Annotated in this window: 24 protein-coding genes; 14 read left to right on the top strand and 10 right to left on the bottom strand. The window is 70.7% G+C overall.

Translation table 11 applies throughout. From position 1 onward, the window contains the following. Nucleotides 1-838: sensor histidine kinase (locus BDW27_RS21475; RefSeq protein WP_233515871.1), on the top strand; the 838-nt coding region annotated here is incomplete at its 5' end. Further along, nucleotides 790-1,437 (top strand): response regulator transcription factor, encoded by a 648-nt coding sequence (locus BDW27_RS21470; RefSeq protein ID WP_017543193.1) that lies wholly within the window; start codon nt 790-792, stop codon nt 1,435-1,437. The genes BDW27_RS21475 and BDW27_RS21470, both read left to right, overlap by 49 nt. A gap of 51 nt (nt 1,438-1,488) precedes the next feature. Here BDW27_RS21470 and BDW27_RS21465 read toward each other — a convergent pair whose 3' ends face one another. The 5 genes from BDW27_RS21465 to BDW27_RS21445 all read right to left on the bottom strand — a co-directional run bounded on the left by BDW27_RS21465 (nt 1,489) and on the right by BDW27_RS21445 (nt 7,453). Further along, complete coding sequence (locus tag BDW27_RS21465) at nt 1,489-3,492, bottom strand: AMP-binding protein (RefSeq protein WP_110051355.1); 2,004 nt, start codon at nt 3,490-3,492, stop codon at nt 1,489-1,491. Nucleotides 3,493-3,634: 142 nt separating this feature from the next. Beyond that, nucleotides 3,635-4,891 carry a multidrug effflux MFS transporter gene (locus BDW27_RS21460; RefSeq protein WP_233515870.1) on the bottom strand — a complete coding sequence of 419 codons (1,257 nt, stop codon included), beginning with the start codon at nt 4,889-4,891 and terminating at the stop codon, nt 3,635-3,637. Between the two features lie 210 nt (nt 4,892-5,101). Beyond that, the gene (locus tag BDW27_RS21455) at nt 5,102-5,530 is read right to left on the bottom strand and encodes a DUF3037 domain-containing protein (protein ID WP_110051354.1); all 429 of its coding nucleotides are present in this window, start codon (nt 5,528-5,530) and stop codon (nt 5,102-5,104) included. After that, a complete protein-coding gene (locus tag BDW27_RS21450) occupies nt 5,527-6,294 on the bottom strand; it encodes a HipA family kinase (RefSeq protein ID WP_017543189.1) in 768 nt (255 codons plus the stop codon). Before BDW27_RS21450 ends, BDW27_RS21455 begins: the two co-directional genes overlap by 4 nt. A 442-nt stretch (nt 6,295-6,736) precedes the next feature. After that, nucleotides 6,737-7,453, bottom strand: a complete 717-nt coding sequence (locus BDW27_RS21445) for a hypothetical protein (protein WP_110051352.1) — start codon at nt 7,451-7,453, stop codon at nt 6,737-6,739. Between the two features lie 184 nt (nt 7,454-7,637). Here BDW27_RS21445 and BDW27_RS21440 point away from each other — a divergent pair, with 184 nt between their 5' ends. The 5 genes from BDW27_RS21440 to BDW27_RS21420 all read left to right on the top strand — a co-directional run bounded on the left by BDW27_RS21440 (nt 7,638) and on the right by BDW27_RS21420 (nt 12,372). Beyond that, nucleotides 7,638-8,705: a MoxR family ATPase gene (locus BDW27_RS21440; RefSeq protein WP_026128999.1), complete on the top strand. Its 1,068-nt coding sequence runs from the start codon at nt 7,638-7,640 to the stop codon at nt 8,703-8,705. A gap of 21 nt (nt 8,706-8,726) precedes the next feature. Further along, the gene (locus BDW27_RS21435) at nt 8,727-9,695 is read left to right on the top strand and encodes a DUF58 domain-containing protein (RefSeq protein ID WP_017543187.1); all 969 of its coding nucleotides are present in this window, start codon (nt 8,727-8,729) and stop codon (nt 9,693-9,695) included. An 88-nt stretch (nt 9,696-9,783) separates the two neighbouring features. Continuing rightward, nucleotides 9,784-10,731: a VWA domain-containing protein gene (locus BDW27_RS21430; RefSeq protein WP_017543186.1), complete on the top strand. Its 948-nt coding sequence runs from the start codon at nt 9,784-9,786 to the stop codon at nt 10,729-10,731. Between the two features lie 130 nt (nt 10,732-10,861). After that, nucleotides 10,862-11,596, top strand: a complete 735-nt coding sequence (locus tag BDW27_RS21425; protein ID WP_110051350.1) for an HAD family hydrolase — start codon at nt 10,862-10,864, stop codon at nt 11,594-11,596. Continuing rightward, on the top strand, nt 11,593-12,372 hold the full coding sequence (locus BDW27_RS21420) for an NUDIX hydrolase (RefSeq protein ID WP_110051348.1): 780 nt from the start codon (nt 11,593-11,595) through the stop codon (nt 12,370-12,372). Before BDW27_RS21425 ends, BDW27_RS21420 begins: the two co-directional genes overlap by 4 nt. A 71-nt stretch (nt 12,373-12,443) precedes the next feature. Here BDW27_RS21420 and BDW27_RS21415 read toward each other — a convergent pair whose 3' ends face one another. Both BDW27_RS21415 and BDW27_RS21410 read right to left on the bottom strand, forming a co-directional pair. Then, nucleotides 12,444-13,706 carry an APC family permease gene (locus BDW27_RS21415; protein ID WP_110051347.1) on the bottom strand — a complete coding sequence of 421 codons (1,263 nt, stop codon included), beginning with the start codon at nt 13,704-13,706 and terminating at the stop codon, nt 12,444-12,446. 300 nt (nt 13,707-14,006) lie between these two features. Continuing rightward, complete coding sequence (locus BDW27_RS21410; protein WP_017543182.1) at nt 14,007-14,510, bottom strand: dsRBD fold-containing protein; 504 nt, start codon at nt 14,508-14,510, stop codon at nt 14,007-14,009. 138 nt (nt 14,511-14,648) lie between these two features. Between BDW27_RS21410 and BDW27_RS21405 the strand changes: the two genes are divergently transcribed. From BDW27_RS21405 to BDW27_RS21390, 4 genes are all read left to right on the top strand, one after another. Then, on the top strand, nt 14,649-15,296 hold the full coding sequence (locus BDW27_RS21405) for a class I SAM-dependent methyltransferase (RefSeq protein ID WP_110051345.1): 648 nt from the start codon (nt 14,649-14,651) through the stop codon (nt 15,294-15,296). Nucleotides 15,297-15,493: 197 nt separating this feature from the next. Beyond that, nucleotides 15,494-16,054: a TrmH family RNA methyltransferase gene (locus BDW27_RS21400; RefSeq protein ID WP_017543180.1), complete on the top strand. Its 561-nt coding sequence runs from the start codon at nt 15,494-15,496 to the stop codon at nt 16,052-16,054. Between the two features lie 230 nt (nt 16,055-16,284). Then, entirely contained in the window at nt 16,285-17,667 is a 1,383-nt protein-coding gene (locus BDW27_RS21395; protein ID WP_017543179.1) for a hemolysin family protein, read from the top strand. Next, nucleotides 17,664-18,674 carry a hemolysin family protein gene (locus tag BDW27_RS21390; protein ID WP_110051343.1) on the top strand — a complete coding sequence of 337 codons (1,011 nt, stop codon included), beginning with the start codon at nt 17,664-17,666 and terminating at the stop codon, nt 18,672-18,674. The genes BDW27_RS21395 and BDW27_RS21390 overlap by 4 nt, the downstream gene beginning before the upstream one ends. Before the next feature lie 89 nt (nt 18,675-18,763). Here BDW27_RS21390 and BDW27_RS21385 read toward each other — a convergent pair whose 3' ends face one another. The 3 genes from BDW27_RS21385 to BDW27_RS21375 form a co-directional block, all read right to left on the bottom strand. Continuing rightward, the gene (locus BDW27_RS21385; protein WP_110051342.1) at nt 18,764-19,192 is read right to left on the bottom strand and encodes an organic hydroperoxide resistance protein; all 429 of its coding nucleotides are present in this window, start codon (nt 19,190-19,192) and stop codon (nt 18,764-18,766) included. Between the two features lie 71 nt (nt 19,193-19,263). Next, entirely contained in the window at nt 19,264-19,749 is a 486-nt protein-coding gene (locus tag BDW27_RS21380) for a MarR family winged helix-turn-helix transcriptional regulator (protein ID WP_017543176.1), read from the bottom strand. A gap of 157 nt (nt 19,750-19,906) precedes the next feature. Continuing rightward, entirely contained in the window at nt 19,907-21,454 is a 1,548-nt protein-coding gene (locus tag BDW27_RS21375) for an aldehyde dehydrogenase family protein (protein WP_017543175.1), read from the bottom strand. Nucleotides 21,455-21,688: 234 nt separating this feature from the next. On the opposite strand from BDW27_RS21375, the gene BDW27_RS21370 reads away from it, so the two are divergent. The 3 genes from BDW27_RS21370 to BDW27_RS21360 all read left to right on the top strand — a co-directional run bounded on the left by BDW27_RS21370 (nt 21,689) and on the right by BDW27_RS21360 (nt 25,447). Beyond that, nucleotides 21,689-22,804, top strand: coding sequence for a pyroglutamyl peptidase (locus BDW27_RS21370; protein ID WP_110051340.1), 1,116 nt, complete (start codon nt 21,689-21,691; stop codon nt 22,802-22,804). A gap of 178 nt (nt 22,805-22,982) precedes the next feature. Continuing rightward, the gene (locus BDW27_RS21365; protein WP_110051338.1) at nt 22,983-24,575 is read left to right on the top strand and encodes a polysaccharide deacetylase family protein; all 1,593 of its coding nucleotides are present in this window, start codon (nt 22,983-22,985) and stop codon (nt 24,573-24,575) included. 158 nt (nt 24,576-24,733) lie between these two features. After that, a complete protein-coding gene (locus BDW27_RS21360; protein ID WP_110051337.1) occupies nt 24,734-25,447 on the top strand; it encodes a polysaccharide deacetylase family protein in 714 nt (237 codons plus the stop codon). Nucleotides 25,448-25,451 lie beyond the last annotated feature (4 nt).

The raw sequence follows: 25,451 nt of genomic DNA, 5'->3' as shown, positions 1-25,451 counted from the left end.
CGCCCTCTCCGGATTCATCCCCCCCCACCCCCCCACCGAAGCCCTCCTCGCACTCATCCCCGCCGCACTCACCCTCCTCCTCGCCCACTTCCTCCACCCCCTCACCACCAGCGCCCACCACAAACTCGCCCGCATCATCCTCGCCCCCTCCGAAAAAGCCCGACTCACCGCACGCGTCGCCCACCTCGCCACCAGCCGCGCCGACACCATCGACACCCAGGCCGCCGAAATCCGCCGCATCGAACGCGACCTCCACGACGGAGCCCAAGCCCGCCTCGTCGCCCTCGGCATGAACCTCGCCATGGCCGAACAAATCGTCGACACCAACCCCCACAACGCCAAACACATGCTCGCCGAAGCCCGCGAAACCACCCGCAGAGCCCTCACCGAACTCCGCGACCTCGTCCGCGGCATCCACCCACCCGTCCTCGTGGAACGCGGACTCGACGGAGCAGTCCACGCCCTCGCCCTCACCCACCACCTCCCCATCACCGTCACCACCAACCTCAACGGCAGACCCGCCGACCCCGTCGAATCCGCCGCCTACTTCGCCATCGCCGAACTCCTCACCAACACCGCCAAACACGCCCACGCCACCCACGCCTGGGTCCACATCAACCACGGCCGCCAACGACTCGTCGCCACCATCACCGACAACGGACAAGGAGGCGCCAAACCCACCCCCGAAAGCGGCCTCACCGGCATCGCCCGACGCCTCGACTCCTTCGATGGCACGATGAACATCACCAGCCCCCACGGCGGCCCCACCATCGTCACCCTGGAGATCCCATGCGCGTTGTCATCGCCGAAGACCTTGCCCTCCTCCGCGACGGCCTGATCCGACTCCTCGAAGCCCACACCTTCACCGTCGTCGCCGCCGTCGACAACGGACCCGACCTCCACACCGCCCTCATCGACCACAAACCCGACGTCGCCGTGGTCGACGTCCGCCTACCCCCCACCTTCACCGACGAAGGCCTCCAGGCCGCCATCGGAGCCCGCACCCAGATCCCCGGCCTGCCGATCCTCGTCCTCTCCCAGCACGTCGAACAGCTCTACGCCCGCGAACTCCTCTCCGACGACGCGGGAGGCGTCGGCTACCTCCTCAAGGACCGCGTCTTCGACATCAACCAGTTCATCGAGGCCATCCGCCGCGTCGCCGCCGGAGGCACCGCGATGGACCCCGCCGTCATCTCCCAACTCCTCGCCCGCCAGGACCAGAGCGGCCCTCTCGCCCAACTCACCCCCCGCGAACGCGAGGTCCTCGCCGAAATGGCCGAGGGCCGCTCCAACTCCGCCATCGCCGGACGCCTCTACATCACCGAAAAAGCCATCAGCAAACACATCAACAACATCTTCACCAAACTCGACCTGCCCCCCTCCAGCGACGACAGCCGCCGCGTCCTCGCCGTCCTCGCCTACCTCAACGGCCAATGAAAAAAGGCCGCGGCCCCCACCGGGACCACGGCCACACACCCGCCTCAACCACTACTCACGACGCACCCGATACAGCCCGTCGATCTCCTCAGAGAACGCACGCAACACCGCCTCACGCCGCAACTCCCCCGAAGGACGCACCAACCCCGACTGCACCGTGAACTCCTCGGCCAACACATGGAACGACCGCACCGCCAGATGCCGCGGCACACTCCGGTTGGCCTCGTACACCAACCCCTGCACCTCCCGCAGCAGATCACGGTCCCCCGCTATCTCCTCCGGCGCCATCGACAACGGCCGACCGTTCACCAGACGCCAGTACTCCAACTGATCACGCACCAGCGTCACCAGGGCACTCGCGAACGGCCGCCCCTCCACGATCACCAACACCTGACTGATCAACGGATGCGACCGCAACCGAGCCTCGAAACCCGCCACCACGTCGGCGTCCCGCGACCCGTCACCCACCGCCGCGAACTCACCCGTCCCCGACGACTCCCCCCGAGACCCCCCGGAACCCACCGCCGGAGCGACCTCCAACTCACGCGTCGGAGCCTCCACCACAGGCAGCGACGCCGTGGCCACCACCCCCGGAGCCACCTCCGTCTCCGGCTCGGCCACCACGTCGAGCACATTCGCCCGAGGCACGAACCGCCCCGGAACCTCCGCCACGGACGCCTGCGGACGCACCCGCCCCCGCACCCGGACGAACCCCTCAGCGTCCTCCTCGGCCAACACCCCCGTGGCCAACCAGCCCTCCCGGAACGCCGACCGCGAACCCTCACCGTCCGCCCAGTACCCCAGGAACACCGCACCGCCGCGCACGAACAACTCACCCTCGCGCGACACCCACACCTCACGCCCCGGCATCGCCTGACCCACCGAGCCCGCGACCCGCTCACCCGGCGCGTTCGCCACGAACACACCCGCCGTCTCAGGCACACCGAACACCTGCATCACCGGCACACCCACACCGCTGAAGTAGCTGTCCAACCGATCCGTCAGCCCACCGCCCCAGCACACCGCCAGATGCACCCGGCCACCCAGCATGTCCCGGATCTTCGAGAACGACCAGTCGTACATCGACCGCGACAACCGACGCCAGGCACCCTTCTTCGGTGACTGGTCGAACGACACCGCCGCGTCCATCGCCGCGTTGAACGTCCCCACCGAGTCCCAGTCCGTGGAGTGCGCCGTCGCCCGCTCCGAACCGTGCACCCGCTCGAACAGGTGCGGTCGGCACACCAGCACCGTCGGCCGGAACCGGTCCAGCTCACGCCGCAACCGCCCCGGGGCCACCAGACCCACCCGGACCCGGCCCACCACGCACGCCACCAACGACGCCAACCCCGGCAGCTCCGACATCGGCAGGTCCAGCACCGCGCTCGCCCGGCCCGGAGCCAGCTCCGACAACCGTGGCCACATCCGGTCAACCAGGTCAGCCGCCGCCGTCAGCAGCGCCCCGTGCGACAGCACCACACCCCGCGTCCGCCGCGAGACCGTGCTCATCGGGTACAACACCACCGCGGGGTCGTCGGCGACCACCTCGTCACGACGGAACCGCACCGCCGAGGCGTCCATGTACGTCCCCAGACCCGCCACCACCGGCAGGCCCTCCTCGTACCGCCACACCCGGCCCAGGTCCGGCAGCTCACGCTGCAACCCCACGGCCGTCCGGTACTGGCGCTCCCCCTCGACCACCGCGGCCGCCGGACGCGTCTCACGCACCACGTGCTGCACCCGCTCCGCTGACGCCGTCCTCGGCAGCGGCACCAACACCGCCCGCACCGACCACACGGCGAACGCGAAACGCACCCAGTCATGGTGCGAGTCGGCCACCAACAGCACCCGGTCACCCTCGGCGACACCGGCCGCGACCAGCCCCTTCGCCAGAGCCGTCACCTCGGTGGCGAACTCCCCGGCAGTCCGACGCTCCCAGTCCCGACCCTCCAACACGGAGAACACGTGCGCGTGGGCGTCCGTGGTCGCCACCTCGTAGATCAGGTCACTCAACCCGGAGTGTTCTCGAGCCAACGAACCGGGGGTCTCGCCCATACCCACTCATCCTCTGTCGCGTCAGTAGGCGGGCCCGACACGATCCCCACCCGCCTCAGTCGGGGAATTGTGCCCTACTGTGCCCATTTCCCCACCGAACGGCAACCTCGCCGTCCGGCCCGAAATCACCCGAGACCTGGGCTCATCGGACCTTCACTCGCGCGGCCCAGACGAACGCCAGCAACGACAGCACGGCCACGGAAGCCATCACCACGGCCATGCTCACCAACGAGGCCTCACCCGAAGGCGTCAACCCCGCCATGGCCGCGATCAAACCACCCAGAGCGAACTGCATCGAACCCATGAGCGCCGAGGCCGTACCGGCCACCGCCTTGGGCTGCCCGTCCAGAGCCGTCACCGTCGCGTTCGGCATGATGAAACCGACGCTGAACATCATCAGAGCCAACAGCCCCGACACCATCCACAGTTCGGCCAGCCCGGTCAGCGCCACCACCAACAGGCTCAACACCGCCACCAGGGCCAGCAGCAGACCCATCAGCAACCGCCGGGCCGTGTCCACACGACCCACCAGGAAACCGTTGCCCTGGGTGCCCGCCATCGACGCCAACGCGTTGACCGCGAACAACCACCCGTAGGTCTGCGGCGAGATCCCGAACTCGTTCTGCGAAACGAACGAGAACGCCGACACGTAGGTGAACAGCATTCCGAAGCTCAACCCCAGGGTCAGCACGGGACTCACGAACCGCGGGTTGCGCACCAACCCCCACACCGTCGAGGCCAGCTCACGCGGCCCCTGGGACCGTCGGGCCTCCGGCGGCAGGCTCTCCGGCAGCCACAGCAGCACCAGCACGAAGCTCAGCGCCGACATCGCCGCCAGCACCCAGAAACTCAACTGCCACGGGCCCACCAGCAAGAGCTGCGCACCCACCAGCGGAGCCAGCAACGGGGCCAGCATCATCACCAACGCCAGCCGGGAGAAGAACCGCACCGCGTCGTCACCCTGGAACATGTCGCGCACGATGGCCCGGGCCACCACGGCACCGGCCGCCCCCGCCACGCCCTGGAGGAAGCGCAGCGCGACGAACACCGCCACGTTCGGTACGAACACACACAGCACCGACGTCACCGTGAACAGCGCGACACCCACCAGCAGCGGACCGCGTCTCCCCCAGGCGTCGCTCATCGGCCCGATGACCAGCTGCCCCACGGCCATGCCGATCATGATCGCCGTCAGGGTCAGCCCGATCTGCCCCTCCGTCGCCCCGAGTTCCCGGGTGATCTGGGGAAAGGCCGGAAGGTACATGTCGGTCGCCAGCGGGCCGGTGGCGGTGAGCACACCGAGGACCAGCACCAGCAGGGCGACCGACTTGCGCGACCGCGTCGGTTCGGGGGCGACCCCCTGGTCGGGGGAGATGGAGGGGGACGATGGGGACTGCACAGGCACTCCAGTTCGCAGACAGGCCGATCCGCACACCGGCGTACCGGAGCCGCGACGGATCAGGGATGGTTGGGAGCGTGCCCAAAGGGATGGACCACTCCATACCAACACCGAAGGGGAGGATTTCTCTCCCCACCCAACCACCCGAAGGCCTGTGATGTCCCTTACGTCGGCGTTACGGTCATCTGCACCCCCGCCACCGACCGCCCGTCACCGCACCAGCCGGTCCAGCAGCCTCTCCACCTCAGCCTCCGGATTCTCCGTCAGACCGCCGTGGATCGGCCCCGGCTGCACGATGGTGCTCCTGGGAGCGGTCAGCCAACGGAACCGCTGCCCCGGCCTCTCACGACCGGCCAGCCCCGCCTCGGCACCACCCCGGCACATCATCTCGACAGCCTCCAGCGCCCGCCGCACGCCGACGACGTCCACCGCCGCGTCCACGGCCAGCAACCGGGCCTCGTCCAGGTCCGATCGCGACGCCAGGAACGCCCGCTCCTGCGAGTAGACGATCACCCCGGCGTTCACGCACTCACCGCGGTCCAGACGCGGGATCACCCGCAGCAGCGCGTACTCGAACACCGCCCGTTCACGTTCCACACCCACCTGCCCGGTGGTCACCGTGGTGTAGCGCTCGCTCACGAGGTCACCTCCGGCAGCCAGGAACGGTCCGCCACACGGGCCACCAGGTGCTTCACGTACGCCTCTCGTACTTCCTCCGGCGAGCCGAACCCAGGCTCGCCCTCCAGCCATTCGTCGGGCACCAGACGCACCACACCGCGCAGCAGGTCCTCGTCCACGAGCGGGGCCAGGGCGGCGTCGGCCGCCGCGAGGTCGGGGGCGGCCCCCGACAGCACGTGGTCGGAGGCGTCGTAGGCGCGCCCGACGAACCGGTCGGCGTTGGCCCAGCTGTGGTGGAAGATCAGCGTCGCCCCGTGGTCGATCAGGTAGGGCCGACCGTGCCACAGCAGCATGTTCGGGTTGCGCCAGGAACGGTCCACGTTTCCGGTCAGGGCGTCGAACCACAGCACCCGACCGGCGAACTCCGGGTCCACCTCGAAGGTCAGCGGGTCGAATCCCAGGGAACCGGGGAGGAAGTCCATCCCCAGGTTCAGCCCGCCGCTGGCCTTGAGCAGCTCCTGGACCTCGGGGTCGGGTTCACCGCGGGCGATGACCGCGTCGAACTCCACCTCGGCCAGTTCCGGGACCGGAAGCCCCAGGGCCCGGCCCAGCTCACCGGTGATGACCTCGGCCACCAACGTCTTGCGCCCCTGTCCGGCACCGATGAACTTGACCACGTACATTCCCAGGTCGTCGGCCTCGACCAACCCCGGGAGCGAACCTCCTTCGCGCAGCGGTAGCACGTACCGCGTCGCGATCACCTTTTTCAGCACGCTGGCCAGCATAGGCACCGAACCGACGACCGTGTTCACGCGCTCGTTCGCCGGCGACCGGTGCCGTCCGGCGCTCAACCGGACACAGGCGAGAGCTCCGACCAGGCCCACCCGGGGCCCGCACGCCCTCCTCCGCGCTCCCCTAAACAGGGCTGAACACGTTCTAGATACGGGCCCCACGGGGCCCGACACACCGCACCCCTCCGGAACGAGGAGTTGGGAGGCGGGCGGCGTAGCCGCGCGAATACGTTTTTTGGTAGGGCGGTTCGACAGAACGGCCGCGCCACCTTTACGACGTAGATTTATAAGTGGAACACCCGAACGTCTCGGAGTTCCTCGGGAGGATCCGGTGCCGGGCAGTCCGCAGACACGAAGCGGGTGGTGGGCCGGGGCCCACCACCCGCTCCTCCAAACGTCCTCGGCCCCGCCTCGGACCCGCGCTCCCCCGGTACCGCTAGAGGTTGTCCTCGGGGTCCTCTCCCCAGTCCCCGTCACCCTCGTCCCCCGGCGCGGGGAGCGTGGGCACCGGACTGGCCGGGTCCCCCTCCCCCTCCTCGGGGCCCGGGGCCGACCCCGGTTCCTCGGCCGGCTCGGACTGCTCCGCCCCGGGCTCACTCGGAGACGGCATCTCCGGAGGAGGGAACTGCATCATCCACAGGTACAGCGCGAACACCAACAACAGGAGCAACAGCAACAGCGCGCCCAGTCCGCCGATCAGCCACCAGTTGGCCTCCCCACGGGCCACCGGACTGTCCCGGCGCCCCGCCCAGGGCGCCCAACGCACCGCCGAACCGCCCCGCTCCCCCGCCCAGTACGGCATCACCACCGGTCCGCGCAGGACCACGGGACCACCGCGCCCGGCCTCCTCCAGGAACCGGCCCGCACCCGCGCCGCCCTCCTCGTAGGGAACCGCCACCCACAGGGCCGACCTCCCGCTCGTACGCGCCGCCGCCACGCCCTCGCCGTCGCGCACCGCGCGCGCGAACCGCTCCCGTGTGGGCTCGTCGATGCCCGCCGCGTCGTTGAGCATCGCCACGCTCATCCGCTCCCCCGCGGAGTCGCGGCCCAGGTAGACCACGCCCAGACGTGACTCGTGCAGTCGTCCGAGCAGCCGGTACCCGCCGAGCTGGCGCGGGTCGACGTCGTGGAGGCCCCTCGTGGGCGCCGTCATGTCACTTCCCCTCTCCGACACGTCGCGGTCCGCCACCCGTCGTCCCGCCGTCCGTCCCGGTCCCAGTCTCGCGTTGTCTACCGGCCCGAGAGCACCTAAACAGGTAGTGTCGCCACAGGTGATCCACAACCTACTCCTTACCGGCGCCCACGCACGGGGGTGCCGAGTCCGGGAAGGACGGGACATGGCAGAAACCCCACCCGGGAACGGCCCCGCGTCCGCGCCGGGGCCGGAGAGCACTCCGGGCGAGCCGACCCGCTTGCTGCGGGCGGCGCTGCACGAGGTGTCCACGGTGATCGTGGGCCAGGAGCGCATGGTGGAGCGCTCCCTCATCGCCCTGGTCGCCCAGGGACACTGCCTCATCGAGGGGGTCCCCGGCATCGCCAAGACGTTGGCCGTCTCCACTCTGGCCAAGGTCACCGGCGGGTCGTTCTCCCGCATCCAGTTCACCCCGGACCTCGTGCCCTCGGACATCGTCGGCACGCGCATCTACCACCCGTCCACCGAGCGGTTCGACGTCGAGCTGGGCCCGGTCTTCGCCAACTTCGTGCTCGCCGACGAGATCAACCGCGCGCCCGCCAAGGTGCAGTCCGCGCTGTTGGAGGTCATGGCCGAGCGGCAGGTGTCCATCGGCGGCACCACGCACCCGCTGCCCTCCCCCTTCATCGTCATCGCCACGCAGAACCCGGTGGAGTCCGAGGGGGTCTACCCGCTGCCCGAGGCGCAGCGCGACCGCTTCCTCATGAAGGTCAACGTCCACCACCCCAAGGCGCACGAGGAGATGGAGATCCTGCGCCGGATGAGTTCGACGCCGCCCACCGCCCACCAGGTGCTGGACCCGGTGACCCTGGGCGAGCTTCAGGCCGACGCCGAGCGCGTCCACGTGCACCAGTTGATCGCCGACTACGTCGTGCGCCTGGTCATGGCCACCCGCGAGCCGGAGAACCACCAGATGCCCGACCTGCGCCAGGCTCTGGAGGTGGGCGCCAGCCCGCGCGCCACCCTGGGCCTGGTCGCGGCGGCACGGGCGCTGGCCCTGCTGCGGGGGCGCGACTACGTGCTCCCGGACGACGTGCGGGTCCTGGCGCACGACATCATCGCGCACCGTCTGGTCCTGACCTTCGACGCCCTGGCCGACGGGGTCACGCCCGACCAGGTGGTCGACCGCATCCTGTCGACCGTTCCCGCGCCCCGGGTCATCTGGGACGAGCCGCCCTCGGGTGAGACCGCCTCCTTCGCCACGCAGAGGTAGGAAGGAACCAGAGGTGATCGTGTGAACACTCCCGCCATCGGTTCCGACCCGCGGCTCAGGGCCGCACTGCGCCGTCTGGACCTGCGCATCGTGCAGCGACTGGACGGTCTCCTGCACGGCGAGCACCTCGGGCTGCGGTTGGGCCCGGGGTCCGAGGCGGCCGAGGCCCGCCTGTACCAGCCGGGCGAGGACGACGTGCGGCACATGGACTGGGCGGTGACCGCGCGGACCGACACCCCCCACGTGCGCGACGTGGTCGCCGACCGCGAGCTGGAGAGCTGGACGCTGCTCGACCTGTCCCCGAGCATGGACTTCGGCACCGGGCTGAGGTCCAAGCGGGAGATCGCTGTGGGCGCGCTGGTGGCGACCAACCTGCTCACACAGCGGGTGGGTGACCGCTTCGGGGCGCACTTCCTGCACCAGGGGCGGGTGCGGCGCTGGCCCGCGAGGTCGGGCAAGGAGGCGCTGCTGTCGTTGTTGGCGACGGTGGCCGCCGCGCCACAGGAGGACGTGCGCACGCCGGACGAGAACCGGGCCGGTCTGGCCGACGCCGTCACCGACCTGGTGCGGACCCGGCGCAGGCGGGGGCTGCGCGTGGTGATCTCCGACTTCCTCGACACTCCGGCCTTCGGAGACGAGGTGCCCTGGGAGCGGCCGCTGCGGCAGCTGGGATCGCGCCACCAGGTGCTGGTGGTCGAGGTGCTGGATCCCCGTGAGCTGGACGTGCCCGAGGTGGGTGACGTGGCGTTGCGTGATCCGGCCACCGGGCGGGTACGTGACGTGCGTCTGACCCGGGCGGTCCGTGAACGCTACCAACGGGCCGCCTCGGCGCAGCGGGCGGCGGTGCGCGGTGCCCTGCGCCGCTGCGGGGTACACCATCTGGTGTTGCGCACGGACCGGGACTGGGTCCTGGACACCGCCAGGTTCGTGATCAACCAGCGCCGGACCGCGCACCACATGGCCCGGCACACGCCGGGGGTGCCCAGGTGAGCGGCTCCGGCAGAGTGGGGATCCCGGGCCGGGACGTGGGTGCGGGAGGTTCCCGTGCGGGTACGGGCAGGGGGGACGTGGGGCGGACATGACCTTTCTGGAGCCGCAGCGGCTGTGGTGGCTGCTGATCCTGGTGCTGCTCGTGGGCGCTTACGTGTTCACGCAGCGCCAGCGTCGTGAGTACACGGTGCGCTTCACCAACCTGGAGCTGTTGAACCAGGTGGTGCCGCACCGGCCGGACGTGCGCCGACACGTGCCCGCCACACTGTTCACACTGGCGCTGGGGGTGTTGATCGCCGCGATGGCGGTGCCCGCGATGCCGGTCGAGGCGCCCCGGGAACGGGCGACGATCATGGTGGCGGTGGACGTGTCGCTGTCGATGGCCGCCAACGACATCGAGCCGGACCGGTTGCACGCGGCCAAGGAGTCGGCCCGGGGGTTCGTGGAGACGTTGCCGGACCGGTTCAACGTGGGGTTGGTGTCGTTCTCCTCGACGGCCACGGTGGTGGCCCCGCCCACGCAGGACCACGAGTCGGTGACGGGGTCGATCGAGACGCTGCGGCTGGGTCCGGGGACGGCGATCGGTGAGGGGGTGTTCGCCTCTCTGGAGGCGATCCGCACCTTCGACGAGGACGCCGAGGAGGACCCTCCGCCCGCGGCGATCGTGCTGCTCTCGGACGGTGAGAACACGAGTGGTCGGGACATCCTCCAGGCGTCGGCGGAGGCGGCCGACGAGGAGGTCCCGGTGTCGACGATCGCCTTCGGCAGCGGGGCCGCGATGATCGAGATCGACGGCTACCAGGTGCCGGCCGACATCGACAAGGAGGCGCTCCAGGGGCTGGCCGAGGACACCGGCGGGCACTTCTACGAGGCCGAGAGCGAGACGGAGCTGGACGAGGTGTACGAGGACATCGGGTCCTCGCTGGGCTCGGAGATGGTGCATGAGGAGATCGTCACTCGGTTCGTCATGGCGGCGATCGTCCTGGCGTTGGCGACGGCATTGACCTCACTGCTGTGGTTCCAACGCCTTCCCTGATCAGCGGCGATTCAATCCCCACGTCCGGTGATGTTGGTCACATCCCTTTAGGTGGGGTTTATACCTTTTCCCGTTCGGCCACGGGTTAGCGTTGGCATGTTTTGTCATGCCCACCCCACTTCGAGGAACGATGCCGAACACACCCGCTCTCCCGGCCGCGATCTGTTTCGACCTGGACGACACACTCATCGACGACCTCGCCGCCTCGTCCGTGGGTCTGCGCACGGTCATGGAACGGCTCGGCCACCCCGACTTCGGTTCGGCCCGCGCACTGTGGGACACCCAGACCGAGATCTCCTTCAGCGCCTACCTGCGCGGCGACCTCACCCTGGACGAGCAGCGTCGCCAGCGCGTCCGCGCCCTGGCCCTCCAGGCCGGCCACTCCGACCTCGCCGACCACCACTGCGACGAGCTCTACCGCATGTACCTGGACGGCCACCGCAGCGGATGGCAGGTCTACTCCGACACCTTCCCGGTGCTCAACGCGCTCTCGTCGGCCGGATACCGGCTCGCCGTGCTCACCAACGGCATCGAGTCCCTCCAGCACGCCAAGCTCCAGGCCCTGGAACTCACCCCCTACTTCCACGCCGTGGTCTGCGCCGACACTGTGGGCGCGGGCAAGCCCGACCCCCGGATCTTCCACACCACCGCCCAGCGGCTGGGCGTGGACCCCGGCGCCTGCTGGCACGTGGGCGACCAGATCCAGGCCGACGCCGTGGGCGCCGTCGCCTCGGGCATGCGCCCGGTCATCGTCGACCGCCAGGCCCGCGAGCCCGTGGAGGGCGTCACCACCCTGAGCGACCTGGACGGCCTCCTGCGCATGGTGGGGCTGTCCAGCAGCATGGCCGCGACGGGTCTGCTGTGACCTCGATCGACGACTGGATGGCCCGTCGGGTCACCGTCCACCTCGTCACCTCCGGACCCACCGGCCCGGTCCTGGTCGGAGCGCGCGTGCTCTTCGGCGAGGACCCCGAGGAGGTGGCCCGCGGACTGGGCGACCTGCCCGAGGGGGCTCCGCTGGTGGCACTCGACGTGCTCACCGAGACCGTGAGCCTGCCGCGCGGGCGCGCCCTGCACGTGGACCGGATCGTGTTCGCCGAACCCGGCCTCGTCTCGGCCTGGCCAGCGGTCGTGCCCACCGAGGGTCTGATTCCCCCGGCTCCCGCCCTGGCGGCCGAGGAGGACCCCGCACCGGAGGGGGCGCGCCCCCGCATGCGCCGGTTCTCGTCCTACGGGATCGTCACCGACCCGGCCGGGCGGGTCCTGCTGAGCCTGATCGCCGAGGGCTACCCCGCCGCCGGTACCTGGCACCTGCCGGGCGGAGGCGTGGACACCGGCGAGGACGTGCGCGCCGCGCTGCGGCGCGAGGTGCTGGAGGAGTCCGGCCAGGCCGGTGTGGTAGGTGAGCTGATCACCGTGGCCAGTCACCGGCGGACCCAGAGCACCGGCACCGACATCTACGCGGTCTGGGTGTTCTCCCACGTGCACGTGGCCGAGCCGACCGTGCCCCGGGTGGTCGAGGTGGACGGCTCCACCGCCGACTGCGGATGGTTCACTCCCGCCGAACTGACGGAGCTACCGCTGTCCACCACGGCACAGCGCGGCATGGAGTTCTTGGTCCGGCACCGCCGTCGCGGCTGACCGGAACCGACCGGGCCGGGCCGGCGGCCCGGCGCCCGGTGGGGTGTGACCGCGGAGTCCGGGCCGTGCGGCTAGACGAGGACGCGGTGGCGCAGCCACCACAGTCCCGCTCCCAGGCCCAGGACCAGGACCCCGGTGCCGACCACCGGCAGGGGCAGGCTGGTCGCGAGCACCACGCACCCCACCAGGCCCACGACCGGAGCGATCAGCGGCGGGCGGTTCTCGTCCGGGCCCAGGCGCAGCGCCGAGGCGTTGGTGATGGCGTAGTAGACCAGCACGCCGAAGGCGGAGAAGGCGATCGCGCCCCGCAGGTCGGCGACCAGCACGAGGACGATCACCACGGCTGCCACCACGGCCTCGGCCCGGTGGGGGACTCCGTAGCGTTCGCTCATGGCCGCCAGGGGACGCGGCAGGTGGCCGTCCGAGGCCATCGCCGCGGTGGTGTGCGAGATCCCCATCAGCAGCGGGAACAGGGCGCCCAGGCTGGCCAGGGCCGCACCGGCCACCACGAACGGCACGAGCATCGGGAACCCGGCGACCTGGACCGCGTCGGCCATGGGCGCCTGGCTGGTGGTGAGCTTCTCGCGGCCCAGCACGATGAGCAGGCCGGTGCCGATCGTCAGGTACACGACCAGGACCGTCCCCAGGGAGAGCGTGATCGCGCGGGGGATGGTGGTGCGGGGGTCGCGGACCTGACCACCCAGGGTGGCGATGCGCGCGTACCCGGCGAAGGCGAAGAAGATCATGCCCGCCGCGCCCAGGACGCCGAAGGAACCGGGCCAGGGCCCGAGCCCGTCCACCTCCGCGACCGCCGCCAGGCGGCCACTCATGAGCATCGCGACGAACACGGCCGTCAGGACGGCCAGCACCATCAGGAGCAGCACCTTGATGACCAGGGTCGAGCGGCGCACGCCCCGGTAGTTCACCGCCGCCAGGACGACCACGGCGGCCACCGCGACCGGTTTCTGCCACTCGGGGAGGGTGTAGGCGGCGAAGGTCATGGCCATGGCCGCGCAGGAGGCGACCTTGCCGACCACGAACGACCAGCCCGCCAGGTAGCCCCACAGGTCGCCCAGGCGTTCGCGTCCGTAGACGTAGGTGCCGCCGTCCTCGGGGTGCTGGGCGGCCAGGCGCGCCGAGGAGATCGCGTTGCAGTAGGCGACCAGACCCGCGATGAGGATGGCGACGGGCAGCCAGGCCCCGGCGCCCAGCGCCGCGGGGGCGAAGACCGTGAACACTCCGGCGCCGAGCATCGCCGCGGCGCCGATGGCGGCCGCGTCGACGGTTCCCAGCGTCCGGGCGGGTCTGGCCTGCGGTCCGGAAGAGGTGGCCAACGGGGTCTCCTTGCGTGGGTGTCTCCGGTCGTCGACCGGTGGACGCCCCTCGTCACCGCTGGTGGAGGCCGTGGCCCGAGGGGGCCGGGACCTCCGGAGGCGCGGCGAGGGTCGCGTCCGACTTCCGAGTGTGCCCGATACCGGTGACCGACGAGAGCGAACCCCCAGTACGGGGGTGGCCGGTTCCGGACCGTCGCCCGCTCCGCCCCGGGGGAGGCGCGGGCGCGGGTCGGGGTCCCCGGCCACGGCCGGGGACCCCTTCGGTTGCTGGGTTTCTCGATGGGTGCGGGCGCTACCGGGTCAGGTGGGACGCCAGGGTGAGCCCGCGTTGTCGTTGATGTCCTCGGCCGCCACCTGACGGAGCTGGCGTGAGAGGTCTGACAGTGCCCGGGAGACGGCGAGCTCCTCACCGATCTCCGGTACGTCCAGGTCGGTCGGGTGCTTGCGGGCCATTCCGTGACCGCGCAGGGCCGTGCCGTCGTCGGCGACCAGGCCGACCTCCGCCCACGTGCGGGCGGCGTCGCCCTCGCTCTCCTCGGCGACGACCACGTCAACGTTCCAACGCTTCATCGTCTGCATGGCATCCGCTCCCTCTCCGGCCGCGCCCGGGCCGGGCGTGTGTTCGATGTGCGCGTCGGGTCCCGGGTGGACCAGAGCCACGTGCTCCGGTTCGGTACCGATCCAGTGCACCTGATAGGGCGGTGACCCCTCCGCTCCCCGGACTCGGGTGACCACCCCCGTGCGACGGTGGGTGTCGGCGTTCGGACTCTCGACGACCAGTCGGTCTCCTACCTCTGCTCGCATGGGTTCCCCCACAAACCTCGCTTATCTCCATCATCGGTGCTGTTTCGGCGCTCTGCGAGGGGTTGGTTGTTTCGTTCCCGGTGGTATGCGAGGTTTTTGCCGTCCCGTCACCCGCTCCGTGCCTGGTAGCGTCACGGCGTGGCCCAGCACTACTTCGACTCCGATCCGGGCACCGCCAGTCGGCCCTCCACCGCCGACCTGGTCCTGCCCGACCTCCACCTGCGCCTGCGCACCGACCGCGGCGTGTTCTCACCCGACAGGGTCGACCTGGGCACCCGGGTCCTGTTGGAGAGCGTGCCCGCGCCTCCCGCCGAGGGGCGGCTGCTCGACCTGGGCTGCGGATACGGGCCGATCTCCCTGACAATGGCCTCGCGCGCGCCTGGGGCCCGGGTGCTGGGGGTGGACGTCAACTCCAGGGCCGTGGGGCTGGCCCGGCGCAACGCCGACGACCACGGGCTCGACAACGCCTCGTTCGGTGTGGTCTCCCCCGAGGGAGAGCTGGCCGGGGAACAGGGCGAGGGCCGCACCCCGGCGCCCGAGGACCTGCTCGGCCCCTTCGACGCGATCTGGTCCAACCCGCCGATCCGCGTGGGCAAGGACGTGTTGCACTCGATGCTGCGCACCTGGCTGAACCGGCTCACCCCCGAGGGTGTCGCGCACCTGGTGGTCCAGCGCCACCTCGGCTCGGACTCCCTCCAGAAGTGGCTGGACGCCCAGGGGCTGCCCGCCGAGCGCGTGGCCTCCCGGTCCGGTTTCCGGGTCCTGGCCGTGCGCCGCGCCGCGTAGTTCCGCCCACGTCCACCGGACCGGGGACGCGCGCGAAGCCCGGACCTGCACGGACTCCGAACACGCCCGAACCACACCCCTCTGTCCGAACTTGCCGGTATGTGTCCCGGGTCACGCGTGCGCGAGCGACCCCCGACCGGTAGCCTGTACCGACCACGCCGGACCGCCCGGCCCCCACCACGAGGAACACACCGCAGTTGAGCACGCAGTTGCGTCCCACGGACGTCAAACGCCTGAACCGCCAGTGGCGCAGGCGCACCGAGGGGCGTCTGGCCCTTCTCGTCGAATCGGTCACCCAGCCCTACAACCTGGGGTCGATCCTGCGCACGTGCGCGACCTTCGGCGTGGACCAGCTCTGGCTCACCGGTAACAGCGCGGACCCCGACGACCCCAAGGTCGGCAAGACCGCCCTGGGTACCGGCGCGAAGGTCCCGCACACCCGCCTGTCCGGCACGGCCGAGGCTCTGGCCGCCGCCCGCGCCGACGGCTACAAGATCGTCGCCGTGGAGCTGGCCAAGGGCGCCGTGCCCCTGCACGCCGCGCCGCTGGAGCCCGACGTGTGCCTGGCCGTGGGCGCCGAGGACCACGGCTGCTCCCCCGCCCTGCTCACGGGCGCGGACGCCGTCACCTACATCCCGCAGATCGGCCGGGTCGGATCGCTGAACGTGGCCGTGGCCACGTCGATCGCCCTGGCGGAGGCGCGACGCCGCGAGTGGGCCACCTTCGACGACGAGGCCAACGCGCCCGTCGGAAGCTGAGCCGCCGGGAATCTTTCTTCCCCGCTGGACGTCCCTCCTGTGACACACAGACCACTCCATTCACACCCGACGCGCAAAGGCGCAGAGAGAGGAACAGTGGACCCGTCCCGAAGTACCAGCAGCATCCCCAAGGGATGCTGTGACCCAGACTCCGACGAGCCCCCTTCTGTGAAGGGCGCGCACCTTCGTAGGATCCCTGCCCACAGGCGGACCCAGGCGGTGTGTGCCCGATGATCAGCACCGTTCTCAGTATCGCCTTCGGTGCCCTGGTGGTCTTCCTGATCACCGTGGCGACGGGTTACTTCGTCGCCCAGGAGTTCGGCTACATGGCCGTGGACCGTTCGCGACTCAAGTCGCGGGCCGCGGCAGGTGACGCGGGCGCGAAACGCGCCCTGTCCATCACGAACCGAACCTCGTTCATGCTCTCCGGTGCCCAGCTGGGCATCACCGTCACCACTCTTCTGGTCGGTTACGTCGCCGAACCGATGATCGGTCAGGGTGTCGGTGAGCTTCTCGGCGGCGCGGGCGTGCCCGTCGGCACCGGCCTCGCCATCGGCACCGTCCTGGCCCTGTTGTTCTCCACCGTCATCCAGATGGTGTTCGGCGAGCTCTTCGCCAAGAACCTGGCCATCGCCCACCCCGAACCAGTGGCCCGTTGGCTGGCCCTGTCCACGGGGATCTACCTGAAGGTCTTCGGACCGGTGATCTGGCTGTTCGACCAGGCGGCGATCTGGTTGCTCAGGCTGGTGAACATCACCCCGGTGGAGGACGTCCAGCACGCGGCGACCCCGCGCGACCTGGAACGCATCATCGCCGAGTCCCGTGAGACCGGTGACCTTCCCGCCGAGGTGTCCACCCTGCTGGACCGCACCCTCGACTTCCACGACCGCACCGCCGGGCACGCGATGATCCCGCGTCCCGAGGTGACCACCGTGGAGGAGGGCGACCCGGTCAGCCGGGTCGTGGAGCTGATGGCCTCCGACCACTCCCGTTTCCCGGTCCTGGGTGAGGGCGTGGACGACATCGTGGGCGTGATCTGCCTGCGCGACGTGCTCGCGCTGGGCGACCGCGACCTGTCCGGTGTCCGGGTCAGCGAGGTGGCGCGGGCGACCGTCATGGTCCCGGCGTCGCTTCCGCTGCCGGGCGTGCTGGACCAGCTGCGCGAGGCGGGCGAGGAGTTCGCCTGCGTGGTGGACGAGTACGGCGGCCTGGCCGGCGTGATCACCACCGAGGACCTGGCCGAGGAGCTGGTCGGCGAGATCGCCGACGAGCACACCCCGGAGGAGGAGGCCCCGGCCCACCTCGACGGGGAGAACGGCTACGTCGTTCCGGGCGCCCTGCACATCGACGAGGTCGAGCGGCTGATCGGCCACGACCTGCCCGAGGGCGACTACGAGACCATAGGCGGTCTGGTCATCCACGAACTCCACCGGCTGCCGCAGGTCGGCGACCGGGTGGAACTGCCGCTGCCCCGGCCCTCCAGCGCCCATGACGGCGATCCCGACATGGCGCTGACGCTGACCGTGAACGCGGTCCAGCGACACGTTCCCAACACGGTGGAGCTGCGGCTGCGTGAGGTTGTCGAGGACGGCGCACGGGAGGTGCGGGCATGAGTGACATGAACGTGTGGTTGGCCATGGGGCTGACCGTGGTGTTCATCGCGCTGAGTGGCTTCTTCGTGGCGATCGAGTTCGCCCTGGTGGCGGCGCGCCGCTACCGGCTGGAGGAGGCCGCGCACACCAGCGCGTCGGCGCGCGCGGCGCTCAAGAGCGCCCGCGACCTGTCGTTGCTGCTGGCCGGTTCGCAGCTGGGCATCACCCTGGCCACGCTGGCCCTGGGTGCGATCTCCAAGCCCGCGTTCCACCACATGCTGGAGCCGTTGTTCGGCGGTCTGCCGGACTCGGTGGGGTACGTGCTCTCGTTCACGTTCTCGCTGATCATCGTCACGTTCCTGCACCTGGTGATCGGTGAGATGGCGCCGAAGTCCTGGGCGATCTCGCACCCGGAGAAGTCGGCGACGATGCTGGCGATCCCGATGCGGGCGTTCATGTGGCTGACCCGCCCGCTGATCGTGATGCTCAACGGCATGGCCAACTGGGTGCTGCACCGGTTCGGTGTGCAGGCGGTGGACGAGCTGGTGAGCGGACACAACCCGGAGGACGTGCGCGAGCTGGTGGAGCACTCCGCCAAGGCGGGCGCGCTGGACTCCGAGCGCCGCGACCAGCTGGCCACGGCCCTGGAGGTCAACTCCCAGCCGTTGGACGAGCACTTCACCCCGCGCGAGGAGATCGCGTGGGTGGAGCCGGGCGCCGGCGTGGAGGAGGTCAAGCGGGTCTCGCGCGAGTCCACGCACCTGCGGCTGGTGGTGATGGAGGCGGGTGAACCGGTCGGGGTGCTGCACGTGCGTGAAGCGCTGAACAGCCCGGACGGGACCACCGCGGCCGACCTCATGCGCCCGGTGCTGACGTTGTCGGTGGGTACGCCGATGTACGCGGCGATGGGCATCATGCGGGACAGCCGCAGCCACCTCGCGCTCGTCGAGAGCGATGGCGAGCTGGTGGGTCTGGTGACCCTCCAGGACATGCTGGACCGGTTGCTGCTGCTGGACACGGCGGCCTAGCGCCCGGAGCGGTAACGAACACGGCGGGGGCCGGTCACGTGAGTGACCGGCCCCCGCTTCGTGTGACCCCGTGGGGTCTGACTGTGACCTCAGGCGGTCTTCGTGGTCAGGGTGACCTCGATGTTGCCGCGGGTGGCCCGGGAGTAGGGGCACATCTGGTGTGCGGCCTCGACCAGCTTCTCCGCCTCGTCCTGCTCCAGGCCGGGGATGGTGACGACGAGCTCGACGGCGATGTCCAGGCCCTCCTCGGACTTGCCGAGGCTCACCTTGGAGTCGACGGTGGAGCCGTCGACCTTGGCCTTGGCCTGGCGGGAGACGTTCTTCAGGGCGCCGTGGAAGCAGGCGGCGTAGCCGATGGCGAAGAGCTGCTCGGGGTTGGTGCCGAGGCCGTCGTCGCCGCCAAGGCCCGCGGGCACGGACAGGTCGACGCCCAGACGGCCGTCGTCGGTCTTGCCGGTGCCCTTGCGGCCCTCGCCGGTGACACTGGCGTTGGCGGTGTAGAGAACGTTGTAGGCCATGTTCGATCCCTCTCTGTGGCCCGGCGAGGCCGGGCCCGCGTGTGTCGTCGTGGAGTGGTTCGGGTGCGTTCTCAGGTGTCCGGGTCCGGGTCGGGCACGGAGGTCCGGCCCGCGGCTCCGGTCACCGAACGCGTGACGTGGTCGAGCAGGCCCCGGAGCTCCTCGATCCTGGCGACCGGGAGGCCGGTGGCGCGCAGGACCTGGTCGGGGACTCCCTGGGCCAGTTCGCGCAGGCGGCTGCCCTCGTCGGTGACGCTGACGTGCACGATCCGTTCGTCCTCGGGCCCGCGCCTGCGGGTGAGCAGACCGGCTCCCTCCATCCTGCGCAGCAGGGGTGAGAGCGTGCCCGAGTCCAGGCTGAGGGCGATTCCGAGCTCCTTGACCGGCAGGGTCCCGCGTTCCCACAGCACGAGCATCACCAGGTACTGCGGGTAGGTGAGTCCCATATCGGCCAGGATCTCCCGGTAGAGCCCGGTCAGGGCCCGGGAGGCCGTGTAGAGGGAGAAGCACAGCTGCCGGTCCAGGGCGAGGGGGTCGCCCTCGTCGGTTCCCGCCATGGTCACTCCTCCCCTCGTCGTCCCGCCCACGGTAGCAGGAAACGGTTGTGCACAACAGTGTTGTCCACAACTGTTGTGGGGCGGACGCACCCCGCATACCCCGGGAACACACGGGGCCCGGGTCCCACGGACCCGGGCCCCGCCACTCGCCCAGCGCCTACAGGAAGCGCACACCCTGGGCCAGCGGCAGCTCGCCGCCGTAGTTCACCGTGTTGGTGGCCCGGCGCATGTACGCCTTCCAGGAGTCCGAACCCGACTCCCGGCCGCCGCCGGTGTCCTTCTCCCCGCCGAAGGCACCGCCGATCTCGGCGCCCGAGGTGCCGATGTTGACGTTGACGATGCCGCAGTCGGACCCCGCCGCCGACAGGAAGCGCTCGGCCTCCGCCTGGTCCTGGGTGAAGATCGCCGAGGACAACCCCTGCGGAACACCGTTGTGCAGCTCCACCGCCTCCTCCAGAGTGCGGTAGGTGAGCACGTAGAGGATGGGCGCGAAGGTCTCCGTGCGCACGACCTCCGTCTGCGCCGGCATGCGCACCACGGCGGGCTCGACGTAGAAGGCCCCGTCGGCGTCCTTCTCCAGCCTCCGCTCACCGCCCACCAGCACGTCGCCGCCGTCGGCCCCGGCCTGCTCCAGCGCCTCACGCATGCCCGTGTACCCGCGCTCCCCCACCAGCGGACCCACCAGGGTCGCCTCGTCGTAGGGGTCGCCGATCCGCTCGCGCAGCTGCTGGTAGCCGTCCACCACGCGCTCGACCACCTGGTCGACCACGTCCTCGTGCACGATCAGGCGGCGCAGCGTGGTGCAGCGCTGTCCGGCGGTCCCCGCCGCGGCGAACACGCTACCGCGCACCACCAGGTCCAGGTCGGCCGAGGGCGCCACGACAGCGGCGTTGTTGCCACCCAACTCCAGGAGGTACCGGCCCATCCGGGCGGCCACCTTCGGGGCCACGGTCCGACCCATGGCGGTGGAGCCGGTCGCCGAGACCAGCGCCACCCGCTCGTCGTTCACCAGCACGTCGCCGACCTCAGCGCCGCCCAGGACCACCCGGTGGACGTCTGCGGGGGCACCGACGTCGGCGGCCGCGCGCATGAGCAGGCCGTGACAGCCCAACGCCGTCAACGGGGTGAGCTCGGAGGGCTTCCACACCACGGTGTCACCGCACACCAACGCCACACAGGTGTTCCAGGACCACACGGCGACCGGGAAGTTGAAGGCGGTGATGACGCCGACCACGCCCAACGGATGCCAGGTCTCCATCAAACGGTGACCGGGGCGCTCGGAGGGCATGGTGCGGCCGTAGAGCTGGCGCGACAGGCCCACGGCGAAGTCGCAGACGTCGATCATCTCCTGGACCTCGCCCAGGGCCTCCGAACGGATCTTGCCCGCCTCGATGGTGACGAGCTCGGCGAGGTCGGCCTTGTGCTCGCGCAGCAGCTCACCGAGCCGGTGGACGAGCTGCCCGCGCACCGGGGCGGGGGTGTCCCGCCACACGGAGGTGAAGGAACCGTGGACTTCGGCCACCGCCCGCTCGGCGGAGGCGGGGGTGTCGAACTCGACCGGGAAGAGCGTCCCACCGGTGATCGGCGAGCGGGCCTGACCGGGTGCCCCGAGGGGTTCGGGCAGACGGGTCGCGCCGCACCGTTCCAGGGCGGTCCGCGCGCGTTCGGCGAGGACCTCGGTGTCGGGGAGGGCACCAGTGTGCATGTGTGTTCTCTCTCCGTTGAGAGGGGAGGCGGTCATCACACACCTTGCCAACTCCGGGCCCGGCGGTCCACCCCCGGCGCCCGGATCGCGGGGCGTGGCGCCCGCACCTGGACCGGGCCCCGAACGGGCCCCCCGAGGCCCGCACCTGGGCGGGCGCCGGTCCGCGCGGAGTGTCGTGGGGGACCGTTAGAATCGCGGAGCCGCTCCCCCGTCCCCGACCCAGACAGCTGGCCCGTGCACCCCGACACCACCCTCGAAGAGGCCCGCGCCGACCGTCCCGAGCCGCGCCAGATCCTGGCCCGCTCCGGTTTCGGCGCCGCCGACCCCCTGTTCGCCGCGGACCTGCGCGCGAGCACCGACCTCGGACAGGCCCGGGAGGTGGTCGCCTCCCACGCCTCGCGGCTCTGGACCGAGTCCACCCGCACCGGCCCCGGCCCGGTCGACGACCGCCCCCTGTACTGGGCGCGACTGGTCCTGCGTTCCCGGCTGCGTGCCTGGGAGCCGTCCTTCCCCCTGACCGAACCGGAGCGCGCCGGACTGCTCCACCTGTGTGAGACCGCCTCCCGGGGCATCACCGACCTCGACTTCCCCCCGGGCGACAGGTGGGTGCGCGTGGTGGTCACCGGGTTCGACCCCTTCCACCTGGACACGGACCCGGGCTGCTCCAATCCCTCCGGCGCCGCCGCCCTGGACCTGCACGGGTGGACCTTCCCGGTGGGTGAGCGCACCGCGGTGGTGCGCGCCGCCGTGTTCCCGGTGCGCTGGGGCGACTTCGACGCGGGGCTCGTCGAGGAGGCGCTGGCCGACCAGTACGGGGTGGCCGACGCGGTGATCACGCTCAGCCGTGGCCGCGGCCGGTTCGACCTCGAGGTCTGGAACGGGGTGTGGCGCGGCGGCGGCACGGACAACCTCGGGGTGTCGCGGACCGGACGCGCCCCGGTGCCCGGGCCGGACGCCCCGGAGTGGACCCGCACCTCCCTCCCGCTGGATCGGATCGTCGCCGAGACGACCGGCCCGGCCGCGATGGTCGTCAACACCGAGGTCACCGAGGTGCCCGAGGGCGGTGACACTCCCGTGACACGCCCGAACGGGCCCAGCGCCGATTCCTCTTCCAGAAAGGGGGGTGACGGCGACTATTTGTCCAATGAGATCGCCTACCGCAACACACTGCTGCGGGACCGGGCCGGTTCGAACGTGGCTGCCGGGCACGTCCACCTGCCCAACACCCGGCGTCCTGCCGAGCACACCGACACCGTGGCGCGCACACGCGCCCTCGTGGCGGTCGTGGCCTCCGAGGCCCTGACGGCCCCGACCCCCGAAACCGACCCGGAGGCCCCCCAGGGGGGCTGAGGTTCGGCGGGGCCCGGTGGTGCCGGGGTGGCCGGGAGGGCGGTGGTGACACGCCCGAGCGCGGGCCGGGTCCGCAAAATTCGCCTTCCGGCCACAGAGGGGCAATTCGTCACCCTGCGAGCACGTTCCGTCACTCCGGGGTCGCCTGGCGGGCGTGTGGCTTCGATATGGTCCCCACGTGGCTGACACCTCACTGCGAAGAAATCTCACTGTCAGTGCCGCTCTGGGTCTGCTACTGGTCCCGGGCTGCCACTCCGCGGAACAGAGCCTGCCCTACGCCGAGGCGATCCAGTTCTCTCCGGACACTCTGGAGAAGCTGGTCACGCGCACGGTGGCGGTGCAGGACGACCACAGCACGGTGAGCTACCGCTATCCCATCCTGGGCGAGTCCCATCCGCTGACGGCGGAGATCCGCACCGGGATGGCCGAACGCCAGACCGCGTTCCTGGAGGAGCTGCCCGACCACGGCAGCCCCGAACTGGTCCAGGACGTGGAGCTGCTGGCCGCCTCCGAGGACGTGATCGGGGCCAGGACGACCGCCCTCACCTCGGGTGTGCGCGGGGCCGGCACCGAGACATCGACTCTTTGGTACGACGCCGGCACAGGCGAGGTCCTGCCCTGGACCTCGCTCTTCAGGGACGAGGGTTCCCTGGAGGCGGCGCACCTGGCCGTGGCCCAGGTACTCAAGGACGGTTACCAGCTCTCCGTCGACCAGATGCCCGGGCTCCTGGGCGAGATCGCCACGCGAGCGGAGGCCGACCCGGACTCCGTCTCGGCCGTGGCCTCCGAACCGGCCGCGTCACCGGAGGCGCACCCCGAGGAGAACGGGGAGGAGGCCGGGACGGACGGTGCGGCTCCCACAGCCGGTGACGCCGATCTGACCGACCCGGAACAGGCCTGGGAGGCCGCCGAACGCTGGGCGGCCTCGCCGCTGGCCGACCTGGCCTTCAGCACAGCGGGCGGTCTGGCCGTGCGGCTCGACCCGTCCGACGTCCCGAGCGCGGGCCGGGTGAGCGAGGTCCTCCTACCGGTGGAGCCGGAGGAGACCGAGGAGGTCCTCTCCGAACTCGGTTACCACGCCCGGAGCGCCGCCGTGGGAGCCAACTCCGACCCGGAGGACTTCCCGTTGGACGGCACCCTGACTGCCGAGGGCAGCAGTCTGGACTGTGAGCGCCTCAAGTGCGTGGCGCTGACCTTCGACGACGGCCCGGGCGAGCACACCGAGGAACTGCTGGACCACCTGGGCGAGTACGACGCCAGGGCCACCTTCTACGTGATGGGCTCCCTCGTGGGCGAGTTCCCCGAGATCGTGGAGCGCACGCACGCCGAGGGCCATGAGATGGGCAACCACACCTGGAAGCACGACGACCTCACCACGCTCTCCGCCGAGGGGGTGGCCGAGGACCTGAAGCGCACGGACGAGGCGATCCAGGAGGTGACCGGGGTGGCACCGCCCACCCTGCGCCCGCCCTACGGTGCGATGAACAGCACCGTGAGCGATGCCACCGAGCATCCCATCATCCTGTGGGATGTGGACACGATGGACTGGCAGAACCGGGACACCGGCGCGGTGGCCAAGCACGCGCTCGACGAGTCCAAGCCGGGCAGCGTGGTCCTGTTCCACGACATCCACAAGTCCACTGTCGACGCCATCCCGGACGTGCTGGAGGGCATGCACGCCGAGGGGTTCCACTTCGTGACCGTGAGCGAGATCTTCGGTGAGGACGGCCTGAAGCCGGGCCAGCCCCACACGGACGCCCGGGTCGACTGACCCACCGGTCCCGCACGGGCCCCGGTCGCCGCGCTGGCGACCGGGGCCCTCGACGTTCCGGGTCGGCGTCTCCCTGGTCACCCCCACCCCCTGAGACGCGCCGCATATTGCACCTGTTGTCTGATTCGTCTAAATTTCGACGCGTGAAAGTTACCTCTTTGACGCGCAGGGTCACCGTTGGCGCCGCCGGGGCGACACTGATCACCTCCGGCCTCCTGCTCGGAGCAGCGCACCCGGTGACGGCCGCGCCCTCCGAGGAGGCTCCGGACTGCGACGAGGTCGCGTGCGTGGCGCTGACCTTCGACGACGGCCCCGGGGAGTACACCGACGCGCTCCTGGACACCCTGGCCGAGCACGACGCCAGGGCCACCTTCTACCTGCTCGGGTCCAAGGTCGGCGACCACCACGAGGAGGTCCGGCGCATGGCCGAGGAGGGCCACGGGATCGGCAACCACACCTGGAAGCACGACGACCTCACCACGCTCTCCCACGACCAGATCAGGGACGACCTCGCCCGCACCGACCGCGCCGTCGCCGAGGTCACCGGCGAACGCCCCCGGAGCATGCGCCCGCCCTACGGCGCGCTCGACGACACCGCCCGCGAGACGATCCCCCACCCCATGGTGCTGTGGGACGTGGACACCCTGGACTGGCAGCACCGCGACGGCGAGCGGATGCGCGAGATCGCCCTGGACGGGGTCGGCGACGGCAGCGTGATCCTGTTCCACGACATCCACGGGACCACCGTGGAGGCGATCCCCGCCCTCCTGGACGACCTCACCGAACGGGGCTACCACTTCGTGACCGTCAGCGAGCTGTTCGGGGACGACCTCGAACCGGGCACCGCGCACACCGACGCCCGGTCCGGGTAGTCCG

It is taken from the genome of Nocardiopsis sp. L17-MgMaSL7 (genome assembly GCF_003182025.1).
Classification (GTDB): domain Bacteria; phylum Actinomycetota; class Actinomycetes; order Streptosporangiales; family Streptosporangiaceae; genus Nocardiopsis; species Nocardiopsis prasina.
Note: the sequence above shows the minus strand (reverse complement) of the source record. Positions and strands in the feature narration are given on the sequence as shown.